Source organism: Afipia sp. GW823-FHT06G09, assembly GCF_058794875.1.
Genome location: NZ_JBXAHF010000008.1, coordinates 1 through 13196, shown reverse-complemented (window position 1 = coordinate 13196; position 13196 = coordinate 1). Strand labels below are relative to the sequence as shown.

At 58.1% G+C, this 13196-nt stretch carries 12 protein-coding genes; 11 read left to right on the top strand and 1 reads right to left on the bottom strand.

The window, feature by feature from the left end; all coding sequences use genetic code 11:
- The first annotated feature begins 28 nt into the window (after nt 1–28).
- The 10 genes from AC1Q67_RS25030 to cofH all read left to right on the top strand — a co-directional run bounded on the left by AC1Q67_RS25030 (nt 29) and on the right by cofH (nt 11826).
- Nucleotides 29–889 carry a branched-chain amino acid ABC transporter permease gene (locus AC1Q67_RS25030; RefSeq protein WP_492238019.1) on the top strand — a complete coding sequence of 287 codons (861 nt, stop codon included), beginning with the start codon at nt 29–31 and terminating at the stop codon, nt 887–889.
- Nucleotides 890–892: 3 nt separating this feature from the next.
- On the top strand, nt 893–2710 hold the full coding sequence (locus AC1Q67_RS25025; protein ID WP_492238021.1) for a branched-chain amino acid ABC transporter ATP-binding protein/permease: 1818 nt from the start codon (nt 893–895) through the stop codon (nt 2708–2710).
- Entirely contained in the window at nt 2703–3410 is a 708-nt protein-coding gene (locus AC1Q67_RS25020) for an ABC transporter ATP-binding protein (RefSeq protein ID WP_492238039.1), read from the top strand. Before AC1Q67_RS25025 ends, AC1Q67_RS25020 begins: the two co-directional genes overlap by 8 nt.
- Nucleotides 3373–5805, top strand: coding sequence for a xanthine dehydrogenase family protein molybdopterin-binding subunit (locus AC1Q67_RS25015; RefSeq protein WP_492238179.1), 2433 nt, complete (start codon nt 3373–3375; stop codon nt 5803–5805). The genes AC1Q67_RS25020 and AC1Q67_RS25015 overlap by 38 nt, the downstream gene beginning before the upstream one ends.
- Entirely contained in the window at nt 5805–6620 is an 816-nt protein-coding gene (locus AC1Q67_RS25010) for an FAD binding domain-containing protein (RefSeq protein WP_492238023.1), read from the top strand. The genes AC1Q67_RS25015 and AC1Q67_RS25010 overlap by 1 nt, the downstream gene beginning before the upstream one ends.
- Nucleotides 6617–7087: a (2Fe-2S)-binding protein gene (locus AC1Q67_RS25005; protein WP_492238025.1), complete on the top strand. Its 471-nt coding sequence runs from the start codon at nt 6617–6619 to the stop codon at nt 7085–7087. Before AC1Q67_RS25010 ends, AC1Q67_RS25005 begins: the two co-directional genes overlap by 4 nt.
- 6 nt (nt 7088–7093) lie before the next feature.
- Nucleotides 7094–7702: an SRPBCC family protein gene (locus AC1Q67_RS25000; RefSeq protein WP_492238026.1), complete on the top strand. Its 609-nt coding sequence runs from the start codon at nt 7094–7096 to the stop codon at nt 7700–7702.
- A gap of 54 nt (nt 7703–7756) precedes the next feature.
- Entirely contained in the window at nt 7757–8521 is a 765-nt protein-coding gene (gene cofE / locus AC1Q67_RS24995) for a coenzyme F420-0:L-glutamate ligase (protein ID WP_492238028.1), read from the top strand.
- A gap of 96 nt (nt 8522–8617) precedes the next feature.
- On the top strand, nt 8618–9376 hold the full coding sequence (gene cofC, locus AC1Q67_RS24990; RefSeq protein ID WP_492238030.1) for a 2-phospho-L-lactate guanylyltransferase: 759 nt from the start codon (nt 8618–8620) through the stop codon (nt 9374–9376).
- 17 nt (nt 9377–9393) lie between these two features.
- Complete coding sequence (gene cofH / locus AC1Q67_RS24985) at nt 9394–11826, top strand: 5-amino-6-(D-ribitylamino)uracil--L-tyrosine 4-hydroxyphenyl transferase CofH (RefSeq protein WP_492238032.1); 2433 nt, start codon at nt 9394–9396, stop codon at nt 11824–11826.
- A 10-nt stretch (nt 11827–11836) separates the two neighbouring features.
- On the opposite strand, the gene AC1Q67_RS24980 is transcribed toward cofH, so the two are convergent.
- Entirely contained in the window at nt 11837–12313 is a 477-nt protein-coding gene (locus AC1Q67_RS24980) for an Lrp/AsnC family transcriptional regulator (RefSeq protein ID WP_492238034.1), read from the bottom strand.
- A 143-nt stretch (nt 12314–12456) separates the two neighbouring features.
- On the opposite strand from AC1Q67_RS24980, the gene AC1Q67_RS24975 reads away from it, so the two are divergent.
- Nucleotides 12457–13196 (top strand): alanine racemase (locus AC1Q67_RS24975; RefSeq protein ID WP_492238036.1); only part of this gene is annotated, 740 nt, incomplete at its 3' end.

Here is a 13196-nt window from a genome sequence, read left to right as displayed (position 1 = left end):
GAGACGCAACCCAGCATACGGATGAGTGATGGCACAGATTATCGCATCAGGAATCGCGATGGGGTGTATTTACGCCCTGGTCGGCCTGGCTTTCATTCTGATTTACAACGCATCCGGCGGCCTCAACTTCTCGCAGGGTGAATTCGTCATGCTGGGGGCTTTCGCTCTCGTCACCACTACGGCAATCATGCCTTACTGGATCGCCGTGATTGTGTCCGCTGCTTCGATCGGCGTGTTGAGCTGGGTCTTTCAGAGGGTTCTGTTTTATCCTCTGAAAGACCGGTCCTATCTGCACTTCGTGATTGTCACGATCGGCTTCTCCATTCTGGCCCGGAATCTCGCGATTATTATCTGGGGCCCCAATCCTCTAAAGGCTCTGCCGATGACATCGGTGGACGTGGTGACATTGGGCTCTGTTGCGATGTCGCCCGAAAACCTCGCCATTATTGCGTTCACAGCGATCGTGCTTGGCTTGCAGTACGTGCTGTTCTTTCATACTGACCTCGGTCGGCGGCTCAGAGCCACGGCGCAGAATTCGCAAATGGCTCAGTATATGGGGATCAGGCCGCGCCGGATGATTGGCATCACATTTATCATGTCCGGTGCGATCGCCGGCTTCGCGGGTGTGCTGCTCGCCCCGATTTTTCTCGTCGACAGCGACATGGGTGGCGCAGTGCTGCTCAAATCATTCATTGCAGTTGTCATTGGAGGTTTCGGCAGCATTCCGGGTGTCGTGATTGGAGGTATCGGAATTGGATTGATCGAGATCCTCGCAGCCGTTTATGTGTCGTCGGTTTACAAGGACGCGATCTGTATCGCGATCCTCATTCTCTTTCTGATTGCCTTCCCGCGCGGGATTCTCGGCGAAGCGATCAAGGAGCGCGGTTGATTCATGCGCAAGCTTGCTGTCATTGCGGGTCTGGCACTTCTGTGCGCGCTGCCGTTCGTCGTTCAGGACGATTATTTCCTGCGTCTGATCAACATGGGCATTATCTACGCAATTCTTGCTGTGAGCTTGAATTTCGTGTTGGGCTATGCAGGTCAGATTTCGCTCGGCCATGCAGGATTCTTTGGCATCGGTGCCTATACCGCGGCGCTCATGACGCATGGCACCTCGGGCGAGATGTTCTGGCCGGCTTTCATCGCTTCGGGCATCACGGCGGGGATCGCAGGTGCGATCATCGGTATTCCTGCGCTGCGGCTCAAAGGGCACTATCTGGCTTTCGGAACGCTCGGCTTCGGTGAAATCGTCCGTATCGTTTTGTACAACTGGCGTGAAGTGACGCGCGGCACAGACGGAATCTCAGGGATCCCGTCGCCAAAGCTGTTCGGCTTCGAGTTCGACAACGATCAGAAATACTATTTCCTCGTTCTGGCAGTGCTCATTCTGGTCCTGATCGCGTCATACCGGACTCAGCGTTCCAAGTTTGGGCGTGAGTTTGCGGCCATCCGCGATGCGGAGATGGCCGCAGGCACCACGGGTGTAAATGTCACGCGCATGAAAATTCTCGCGTTTGTGATCAGCTCGGTGATCGCTGGTTTTGCCGGAGCGCTTTATGCGAACCTCGTAGGATTTCTCAGTCCGGACACCTTCACGTTCGAGGTGACGGCGCAGGTCCTGAGCATGGTGCTGATTGGGGGTATGGGAACGACCTTTGGACCTGTCCTCGGTGCGATCTTCATCATGGCGTTGCCGGAAATGCTTCGGGTGTCGAAGGAATATTATCAGGTGATCTACGGCGCAGGTGTTGCGTTCACCGTGCTGTTCTTGCCGCAGGGCATTCTCGGTCTTTTCAACAGGGGGAAGGCTGCGAGAGTGCCGCAGGCGACCGCCTCGGATTTTGCCGACGAGCTTTCGCTGGACGATCCGGCAATCGCATTGCTCCGGCCCGCAGAGGCAACGCATTTGCCCGCGAATGCGAATATGCTTGCGATCGACCATCTGACTTGCAGGTTCGGCGGACTGGTTGCAATCAACGACCTGTCGATGGATGTGAAGGCCGGATCGATTCACGCGTTGATCGGGCCGAACGGCGCAGGGAAGTCGACTTTCATCAACCTGGTTTCGGGCGTCTATGTTCCAGCCCCCAACACCATGACGTTTGACGGTGAGAAACTTCAGCAAACCGCTTCCTGGAATCTCGCAAAGCTGGGTATTGCCCGCACGTTCCAGAACCTGCGGTCATTCCATTCGCTGACTGTGAAAGAGAATGTTCTGGTGGGCTGCCGGGCGACCAGATCCGCTGGCTGGCTTGCAGTCGTACTGGGATTGCCGTCGGCGGCTGCTGAAGAAAGGCAACTGGATGCTCTCGCTGAAGCAGCCCTGCGGTTCGTTGGCCTCTGGCATGTTCGGGACATTCTTGTCAGCTCGCTGCCCCATGAGCAGCAGCGTCTCGTTGAGATTGCGCGCGCCCTCGCCATGCGTCCGAAGATGATCCTGCTGGATGAACCGGCGGCCGGCATGAATCCGACTGAGGTTGAGCGCCTTGTGAACTGTGTTCAGAAGATGAAGGCGATTGGGCTGACGGTGCTGATCGTCGAGCACAATATGCCATTCGTGATGCGCATCGCGGACGACATCACAGTTCTCAGTTTCGGAAAGAAGATCGCGGGCGGCGTGCCACAGGACATTCGAACCAATCCCGAGGTGATCAGCGCTTATCTTGGAAAGCGGGCAATGGCAAAGGATGTGCAGAATGCTTTTGCTTGAGGTTCGTAATCTGAGCGCCGCTTATCCCGACGGCGTGGAGGTGTTGCACAACATCAACCTCTGCGTTCCACAGGGAGAAATGGTGACATTGATCGGTGCCAACGGCGCCGGAAAGAGCACCACGTTGCGCGCAATCATGGGTGCAATGCGCGCACGCGGCTCTGTCCTGCTCGAGGGGCGGGATATTTCCGGCATCGCAACTCCCGAGATCGCGCGGATGGGAGTTTCGATGGTGCCGGAAGGCCGCGGCGTTTTTCCGGGCCTGAGCGTCTACGACAATCTTCGGGTGGCGACGACGCCGTGGGCAGGCCGCGGGCAAAAGCTGGACGATGATCTTGATCGCGTCTTTGGCCTGTTCCCGATTCTTGCCGAGCGACGCAATCAGCTTGGGTGGGCGTTGTCCGGTGGACAGCAGCAGATGCTTGCCATCGGACGGGCTATCATGGCCCGCCCCAAGCTGATGTTGCTTGATGAGCCGTCGCTGGGCCTGGCGCCGAATCTCGTCGAGGAAGTATTCGAGAAGCTGAAAAGCATCAACGAGCAGGGCGTTTCAATCCTGCTGGTCGAGCAGAACGCATTCATGGCGCTGGAGTACAGCAGCCTCGCCTATGTGATCGAACGTGGGGTCGTGTCGCCGCAGAGGGAATCCTCGGCACTCTTGCATGACGACGGCATCAGGGATGCGTATCTCGGCGGTTGAGTTCACGGGTCGAAAGTTGTCAGTGGAGATCACGATGGAATCTACCGGAATCGGAGCCCGCGTTCCGCGCAAGGAAGATCGTCGGCATCTGCATGGCAGAAGCACGTTTGTTGGCGATCTCGTTTTTCCTCGGATGTTGGATGTTGCGTTTGTGCGCAGTCCGGTCGCGCATGCCGTTCTCAAGCCGGCAGAAATCGATCCGGATGATCGGGCGGTGGTCTTCACAAGCGCGAATCTGGGTGCGATTCAGCCGATTCTGGCGGAAGGAACGATCGCCGGCTATGTGAAGACTCCTTATCCTGTGATGGCGCGAGATAAGGCGAATTTCGTCGGCCAGATTCTGGCGGCTTGCGTAGGTTCGAACCGCGCCGAAGCAGAAGATATTGCCGAACGGGTCTTCTTTGACTTTGATGAACTTCCAGCGCTTACAAATGCCGTCTCGGCGATGGAGTCCGGCGCGCCCGCGATCCACCCTGAGCTGACCGGAAATATCTTCCATCAGCTTGAGTTGGGGCGGGATTTCGAAGTGGTGCGCGCAAGCGCGCCTATTCGTCTGACGCGAACCTACAAATTGGCGCGTCAGGCCATTGTGCCCATGGAGGGGCGCGGGGTCGTCGCTTTGTGGGACGAACGGGCCAATCAGCTTGTTGTCCATTCCTCAACGCAGTCGCCTCATCTGATACGTACCGGCTTGTCCGAATTTCTCAAGCTCGATCAGAATCGTATCCGTGTCGTTGCGCCGGATGTTGGCGGAGGATTTGGTTACAAGGCCATTCTTCACCCGGAAGAATTGATCCTTGGCTACCTCGCGATGAAGCTCGGGCGGCCCGTGCGCTGGCTGGAAGATCGGCGCGAGCATTTAACGGCGGGCGCGAATAGCCGAGAACACATTTACAATATGACCGTCTATGGCGACGAGCAAGGCCAGTTGCTCGGACTGGACGCAGAAGTCATTGTCGACGCGGGAGCCTATTCGATCTGGCCGCATACCTGTGCCTTCGATGCCATTCAGGCCAGCGGCATTCTGCCGGGGCCTTATCGGCTCAAGAACTATCGCGTGACTGCGAAGACGGTGGCGACAAACAAGCCGCCGATTCAGGCTTACCGCGCCGTGGCGCGACCGGGCGCCTGCTTCGCGACCGAGTTGACGATCGACGCGCTGGCGCGTGCAGTCAAGCGCGAGGCCTATCTTGTTCGGCGTGAAAATCTTGTGTCCGTCGAGGAGATGCCTTATCAGTCCGTAACCGGCAAGCTCTATGACAGCGGCGATTATCGGAAGGGTCTCGATACGGCCCTGAACGCTATCGACCTCGATATGCTGCGTGCCGAGCAAAAGGAGCGATTGGCCGATGGCCGTTCGCTCCTTGGAATTGGCTTCGCTACCTATACCGAACATACAGGTGTCAGCACGTCGACGCTCGCCGGGCTGGGCACGCGACTTATGCCAGGACATGAACAGGCGGCGGTCCGCATTACGCCTGATGGCGGCGTCGATATTCGCACGGGCGTTCAGTCGCACGGTCAGGGCATGGAAACATCGCTGGCTCAGGTGGCCTCGGATGTTCTCGGCGTGCATGTCGATCACATCAGTGTAGTTCATGGCGATACCGCGCTTACGCCTTATTCAACCGGCACTTATGCATCGCGATGCATGATCATGGTCGGCGGTGCGGTCGCTGATGCGTGCGACCGCTTGCTGGATCGCCTTCGCAAAGCGGCCGCGCATCTCATGCAGCGTTCCGTAGACGATCTCGAATTCCGTCAAGGCGCTTTCCATGCTGGCTCCGCGTCGATGACCATTACGGAGATTGCGCGCATTGCCTATTTCTCACCGGCTGAGCTGCCGTCAGATATGGACTCTGCCGGTCTTGAAGTGATCGGCGGTTATCGTCCCAAGCAGGATACCGGCGCATTCGCCTATTCCACGCACGTGGCCGTTGTCGAAATTGATCGCGATTTTGCCACTGTGAAGCTTCGCGATTACGTCGCTGTCGACGACTGCGGGACGCAGGTCAATCCGATGATCGTTGAAGGCCAGATTCTCGGCGGCATTGTGCAGGGCATCGGGACTGCGCTGTTCGAGGAGGTTCGATACGACGAGTCAGGTCAACCGCAGGCATCCACATTCGCGGACTATCTGGTGCCGGGGTGCGGTGACATTCCGAACATTCGCCTGTTCAGCATTGAAACACCATCGCCATTCACGCGTTTCGGATTGAAGGGCGTAGGTGAGGGTGGTGCGATCGCGCCACCGGCCGCGATCGTGAATGCGGTCAACGATGCGCTGATTCCGTTCGGTGCAGAAGTTGCCGAGGTGCCTGTCTCTCCGGCGCGGATTCTGGATGCCCTTGAGCAGGCCGGGATTGCGCCCGGAATCCCTGCAAGGTTGGCGTGATGAAGGCCGTTTCCTTTGAATTCCATCGTCCGGCCAGTCTTGCCGAAGCTTCGGATGTCCTTGTGAGATATGAGGGCGATGCTCGCGTTCTCGCGGGCGGTCAGTCCCTGATGCCGATGCTCAACCTGCGTCTGGTTCGGCCGGCGGCGATCGTTGATCTTTCCGCGCTCGCTGAGCTGAAGGCCATGGAGGTATCGTCAACGGAAGTATCCATCGGTGCGCTTGTGACCCATTCGGCGCTTGAATTCTGTCAGGAATCCGGCGTGACGTTCGATATCTTGCGATATGTGGCGGGGGGGATCGCCTATCGCGGTGTGCGCAATCGCGGCACGATTGGCGGGAGTCTGGCTCATGCCGATCCCGCGGCGGACTGGCCGTCGTGTTTGTTGGCGCTGGACGCCAAGGTGACCATTTCGGGGCCTGATGGAGCGCGTCAGTTGTCGATTGCGGATTTCATTCTCGGCAACTTCACGGTGGCGTTGCAGCCGGGAGAGATTCTGACCTCGGTTCACATTCCGCTCCTCAGCGCAAAGGCGAGGTGGGGATACTACAAGCATACACGCAAGGTCGGCGAGTTTGCGGAAGCAATCGGCTGTGTGATCGATGACGAAGCGCGCAGCGTCTACCGCGTCGTCGCAGGAGCGATGTCAACCCCCGCGGTTCTGCTTTCCCTCCTTGCGAAGGACACGCAGGCCGTCACCCTCGACAGCATTCGACATGCACTCGGCGCGGCCGCGCCATCTGTGGAGGGCCGTCATCTTCATTTCCATGCTGCCGCGGTGATGCGGGCGTTGCAGACGGGAGCGCGGCAATGATCCAGATATCTCTGACCATCAACGGTGAGCCTCTGAGCGCGAGCGTCGATCCACGCATGTCGCTGGTGGACTTTCTTCGCGAGAAATTGAGTCTGACGGGAACGCATGTCGGTTGCGAGCACGGTGTCTGCGGTGCATGCACGATCCATATAGACGGTGTGTCGGCCCGTTCGTGCATCGCTCTTGCCGCCGCTTGCGATGGCCGCGATATCAGGACGATTGAAGGGTTTGATTGCGACGAGAGAATGAGCGCCATCCGCGCTGAATTTTCTGCCGAACATGCCCTGCAATGCGGCTATTGCACACCCGGCATGCTGATGACGGCTTACGACGTCACAACGCGATTCGAAAAATTGGATGAAGCTGGAATCCGCCGCGAGATGTCAGGAAATCTCTGTCGCTGTACCGGATATCAGGGGATCGTACGCGCGGTTCAGAACGTTTTCGCCGCCGAAGCCAAGGAGTAAAGACTTTTGCAGCTAGAACAGGCTTTCGACGTAACTTATCCGCTCCCGGTCGTGTGGCGCGCGCTCGAAGATCTTCGTGCCACCGCGTCCTGCATTCCGGGCGCAGCGATCACCAATGTCGAGGATAACCGTAAGGCGAGTGGTGTTTTTCGCGTTCAGCTCGGGCCGATCAAGGCGGCTTTTGCGGGTGATGCGGAAGTTACGCGCGACGAGGCCGCCCATTCAGGCACGATCAAGGGTACAGGACGTGATGGCAAGAGCGCCTCTCGCGTGAACGCTTCTGTCGTGTACCAACTATTGTCCGTTAATGATCACACCACGCGTATTGCGCTGAAGGTCGATTACAGCATGACCGGGACGCTAGCTCAGTTCAGCCGCGGTAGTCTCGTCAAGGAAATTGCCGCCAGCATTACCAAAATATTCGCAGGCAATCTTGAGAAGATGCTTGCGGTTAATGCAGCGCCTGCGCCCACCTCCGCCTCGGAAAGAACGACCGCCACCCCGCAAGCTGCCCCGTCAGTGCACACGGAGCCGCAATCCCTGAACGTTTTCACTCTCGTGCTATCAGCGGTTGGACGTTGGATTGCCGGACTCTTTAGATCCGGGCCCAAATGATCTGCCGTGACAATTGAGCGGCGGTAGACCCGGAACTGCGAAGGAAGCGTACCTTTGACGAGGAGCATCACCTATACGGCCCTTCCCGATATCCCCCTGGTTCAACCGGGCGACGATCTCGTTCAGATCATCGCCGATGGAACGATCCGCGCCGGAATTGAAGTAATCGCTGGCGATGTCTTGATACTCGCACAGAAGATCGTGTCAAAGTCGGAGAACAGATACGTCTACCTCGATAATGTGACGCCCTCTGCTCGCGCGTTGGAACTTGCGAAGACCGTTGGGAAAGACCCGCGGCACATCGAGGTCGTACTTTCCGAGTCGACCCAGGTGGTCCGTACGCGGAGGAACGTGATGATCGTCGCTCATCGCTTGGGCTTTGTCATGGCGAATGCGGGGATCGACGAGTCCAATATTGAGCAAAGTCAGGGTCACCGCGTGCTGCTGTTGCCGGAGAACCCGGATGCAAGCTGTGAAGATTTGAAAGCTGGTCTCGATCGGCGTTTTGGCGTGAGCGTTGGCGTTGTTGTGAACGACAGTTTCGGCCGCCCTTGGCGCAATGGCGTCGTGGGCGTTGCGCTGGGAAGCGCGGGAATACCGTCATTGCAGAGCTTGATTGGGGTGCATGATCTGTTCAGCCGGCCGATGCAGGTGACGGAAACTGCCATCGCTGACGAGCTGGCTGCAGCGGCGTCACTGGTGATGGGGCAGGGCGCGGAAGCACAACCCATCGTGCACGTTCGTGGATTTTCAAGTTCTGCGCCCATGAACGCAGCGTCGGCTCTGGTGCGTCCGAGAGAGCAGGATCTGTTTCGATGAGCCGGCCGTCAACTCATGGTTCGGGTGAAGGAGTTGTCGTCGCATTGAGCGGCGGGGTCAGAGCAGAGAAGCTGCTCCTCATTCGGGAGGCGCGTCGTGATTGGTAGCGATGCATGGATTGTCGTTCCGGCGAAGTCCTTTGCGATGGCCAAGTGTCGGCTTTCACCCCTTCTGAGCGATTCTGAGCGCGCCATGCTGGCGCGGATGATGTTGTCCGATGTTCTTGGCGCTGCTGGTGGTGCTTTGGGGCCGCGAAACATTGCCGTTGTCACGAATTCAGACGAGGTCGCGATGGAAGCGTTGCGTCTCGGCGTGGAAGTGATCGATGATGGCTATGCGGCCGGTACCAATGATGCAATCAAGGCCGGACTTGCCGCGGTTGGGGAGCGCGGAGGTCGATGTGTCGTCATTCTGCCAAGCGATGTGCCCACGGTCTTGAGCGAGGATATTTCCGGCCTGCTTGCCGCTCTGAAGCGCGGATATATGGCTATCGTGCCTGCGACGCGGGATGGCGGCACGAACGCGTTGGCGATAAACCTGCCGGGGCAGCTGGAGCTATGCTTTGGTGCGCAGAGTTTCGCGCGTCATGTCAGTGCAGCCAATCAGATCGGCATCAAGCCAAAAGTGGTTCTGAACGGCCGGATAGGATTGGACATCGATCAGCCTGAGGATTTGTTTCACTTTCTGCAACGGAATACAGCGACGGCGACGGATCGCTATCTGCGCTCCATCGGTGCACCAGAGCGGTGGCATGATGCAGCTTTCGCAGTTGCCCCGGCTAACGCATCCATGCGGGAGCCAAATTCCGGATTCTTGCGGCCGGCGATCTCATGTCCTTCACTGCACAAGCAATGATACGAGGTTCTGGTGTCATGGCGGACAGATTGATTCAGGAGGTGCTTCGTCGGAGTGACGTCTCGGCGCAGGATGTCCTGTCTCTTGTTAACGGCTTGGCTCTTTCCGATCTGATGCGACTCGCCGCACAACAGCGCGACGAGGTGCATGGAACAAAGGTCTCCTACTCGCGGAAAGTCTTTATTCCGCTGACGCAACTGTGTCGCGATGTCTGCCATTACTGCACATTCGCTCATGCGCCGCGCAAACGGCAGCGTGCTTACCTTACCCTCGATGAAGTGCTTTCGATTGCCCGCGCCGGCCGCGAGGCGGGCTGCAAGGAGGCGCTATTTACGCTGGGAGACAAGCCTGAACTGCGTTACCGCCACGCGCAGGACGAATTGAAGGAGATGGGTTACTCCACGACGCTAGCCTATCTTGAGGAGGCGGCTCGCGTCGTATTCAACGAGACGGGCCTACTGCCGCACGTCAATCCGGGCCTGATGGAAACAGATGACATCGCGGCGTTGCGTAAGGTGTCGATTTCACAGGGCATTATGCTCGAAAGCGCATCGTCGCGGCTCTGCGAGCGCGGTGGTCCGCACTTCGGCTCGCCGGACAAGGATCCGGCGTCGAGGTTGCAGACCATCGCGCTCGCCGGTGAGCAAGGTGTTCCCTTCACGAGCGGGGTGCTGATCGGAATCGGCGAAACACCGCTTGAGCGCATCGAAGCGCTGTTGGCGCTGCGGGAACTAGACGAGCGCTATGGTCATCTCCAGGAAATCATTATCCAGAACTTCAAGCCGAAGCCGGACACACGCATGGCGCGGGTGCCGGCCGCGACGCTTGAGGATCATCTCTGGACCATCGCACTCGCGCGGCTGTTATTTCGTCCGGACATGAATATCCAGGCACCACCCAATCTCAGTCCCGGCGTGCTGGACATGATTGTGGAGGCCGGGATCAATGACTGGGGAGGGGTGTCTCCAGTCACCCTGGATCACGTGAATCCGGAAGCGCCTTGGCCGCACCTCACGCGCCTTGAAGAAGCGACCGCGCAATGCGGCAAGAAACTCGTAGAGCGTCTTGCGATTTACCCTGCTTATGCCCGTCATCATGCGCGCTGGGTCGATAGGTCACTTGAGACTGCACTACTGAATTTCGTGGATGGACACGGCTGGCCTCGCGGCGATGATTGGTGTCCCGGGGCAGCCTGCGAACCGCCCGCGCAAGATCTGGCGAAGCTGCAAGAGCTCGCGCCTGTCGTTGCCAGCAGCGCCGTCGGGAGAATCGTCGGGAAAGCCCAGGCAGGACAGCGGCTGGAGGAAGCAGAAATCGTTATGCTTTTTGAAGCAGAAGATAACGAATTTGTGGCGGTGTGCCGCGCGGCGGATGAGCTGCGGCGCGATGTCAACGGCGAGGTTGTCAGCTACGTCGTCACCCGCAATATCAATTACACCAACATCTGCTATTTCAAGTGTCAGTTCTGCGCCTTTTCAAAAGGTAAGTTGGCCGAGAATTTGCGTGGGCGGCCTTATGACATTTCGATGGATGAGATCGGGCGTCGGGCGCGAGAAGCATGGGAGCGCGGCGCCACCGAGGTCTGCATGCAGGGTGGAATTCATCCGGCCTATACCGGCGCCAAATATCTCGAGATATGCCGGACGGTGAAAAAGGCCGTGCCGGACATGCACGTCCACGCCTTCTCGCCGCTTGAGGTGTTTCAGGGTGCGAAGACGCTTGGAATTTCCGTCAGGGAATTTGCTCGTGAACTCAAGGCAGTCGGCCTCGGCACATTGCCGGGCACGGCCGCGGAGATTTTGGACGACGAAGTCCGTTCAGTCTTATGTCCGGACAAGATCAATACGGCGCAGTGGCTTGACGTCATGGAGACGGCGCATCGCGAAGGGCTGCGCAGCACGGCAACCATCATGTTCGGCCATGTCGATCGCTACGAGCATTGGGCGCGGCATATTCTGCGCATTCGCGATCTGCAGGCTGAAACAGGCGGCTTTACGGAGTTCGTTCCGCTGCCCTTCGTTCATATGGAAGCACCTATCTATCTCAAAGGCCGATCGCGCAAGGGGCCGACCTTCCGTGAGGTTGTCCTGATGCATGCAGTCGGTCGGCTGGCGCTTCATACGCTGGTGCCGAACATTCAGACGTCCTGGGTGAAGCTTGGTGAAGCGGGAGTTCGTGCCTGCCTGCAGGCCGGTGTCAACGATCTCGGTGGCACGTTGATGGATGAAACAATTTCTCGTTCGGCCGGTGCAGAGCATGGGCATGAGATGGCGCCACGTGAAATGGAGGCGCTTATCCGCGGAATGAAGCGGGTGCCCCGCCAACGGACAACGCTTTACGGCGACGCCAGCAGCGAACGATACCGCACGTCGTTCCGCGCGGCTGAGCTCAAACTCACTTCAACAGGAGCGGGAACGTCTGCCGCGCTTGTTGAGAGCTTTGGAGAGTAGATGCGCTATCTCAGCCGCTGAGTGCTGCGGGAGAAATGGTGCGCTTGACGACGCTGCGCATGGCGAAGCTCGAATGCAGGCGTGCTACACCCGGCATGCGCGACAGATGTTGCTTGTGAATGCGTTCGTAGTCTTCCATGTCGCGTGCCTGGACCTGCACAAGATAATCATCGCTTCCTGACATCAGGTAACAAGATACGACGTCGGAACATTTCTCGATCTCCCTTTCAAACGCGGTAAGTGCGTCCTCGTTTTGACGATCCAGGGTAATGTGGACGAGCACAGTCATCAGAAAGCCGAGCCCGGCCGCATCGATATCCGCAGAGTAACCGCGAATGATGCCGGCCTTCTCGAGAAGTTGCAGCCGCCTCGCGCAGGCGGTGGGCGAGAGCCCGACGCGCTCGGAAAGGATGACCTGACTGATCCGGGCATCCTGCACGAGTTCACGCATGATTTTCCGGTCGATTGAGTCAGTTTCCACCATCATAAAAATGAGCCCCTGCTGTCGACGCAGGAATACGCCAAATAATAGCCAATGTCCGCTATTTTCATGAATAATATCGTGGCTTAAGGCAATATTTCGCTGAGAATCCCTCCTGTGCTGCTGGCATTCTGCGTCTGAAGGTGCCTTTGCTGGGGTGGATTCGAGTGGCGGGTTCGATAACAAAAGACGGTGCTCTGCACGCGGGCGCGGTGCTGACAATTGATCTCAACGCGGTGCGCTGGAACTACCGGTTTCTCAGGGGCAAGCTCGGCGCACGCGTGAGGTGTGGCGCGGTGCTGAAGGCCGATGCCTATGGGCTCGGTGCACGACACATCGGCCCGGTGTTGCATGCCGAGGGCTGTCGAGATTTTTTCGTGGCGCATCTCGACGAAGGACTTCGGCTTTCGCCGCATTTGTCCGAGTCATCGATTTACGTTCTGAACGGCCTTCCGAGCGGCGGTGAGGCCGACTGTGCGGAAGCCGGACTCATTCCTGTTCTCAACTCTTTCGATCAATGCCTTGCCTGGTCGATGCATGCTCGCGATCTGGGGAGACGGCTTCCGGCCGTTATCCAGTTCGACAGTGGAATGAACCGTCTGGGCATGTCGCAGCGAGAGATTGCGGGCTGGGTCAAAGGCGGCTCCCAATTTGCAAACGTGGATATCCGGTTTGTCATGAGCCATCTGGCATGTGCGGACACGCCATCTCATGCAGCAAATGCGATGCAGCTTGCAAGATTTCGACGGCTTGCCGAGCATTTTCCCGGATTGCCGCGGTCACTGGCGAACTCGGCAGCAATCTTTCTTGGTAAGGATTTTCATTATGACGTTGTGCGGCCCGGAGCCGCGCTTTATGGGGTCAACCCGGTTCCTGCACGTAACAATCC

Bases quoted from the DNA above. Each gene is read 5' to 3' on its own strand.
- AC1Q67_RS25030 (WP_492238019.1), top strand. From the start codon at position 29: ATGGCACAGATTATCGCATCAGGAATCGCGATGGGGTGTATTTACGCC.
- AC1Q67_RS25025 (WP_492238021.1), top strand. From the start codon at position 893: ATGCGCAAGCTTGCTGTCATTGCGGGTCTGGCACTTCTGTGCGCGCTG.
- AC1Q67_RS25015 (WP_492238179.1), top strand. From the start codon at position 3,373: ATGACGACGGCATCAGGGATGCGTATCTCGGCGGTTGAGTTCACGGGT.
- AC1Q67_RS25010 (WP_492238023.1), top strand. From the start codon at position 5,805: ATGAAGGCCGTTTCCTTTGAATTCCATCGTCCGGCCAGTCTTGCCGAA.
- AC1Q67_RS25005 (WP_492238025.1), top strand. From the start codon at position 6,617: ATGATCCAGATATCTCTGACCATCAACGGTGAGCCTCTGAGCGCGAGC.
- cofH (WP_492238032.1), top strand. From the start codon at position 9,394: ATGGCGGACAGATTGATTCAGGAGGTGCTTCGTCGGAGTGACGTCTCG.
- AC1Q67_RS24980 (WP_492238034.1), bottom strand. From the start codon at position 12,313: ATGATGGTGGAAACTGACTCAATCGACCGGAAAATCATGCGTGAACTC.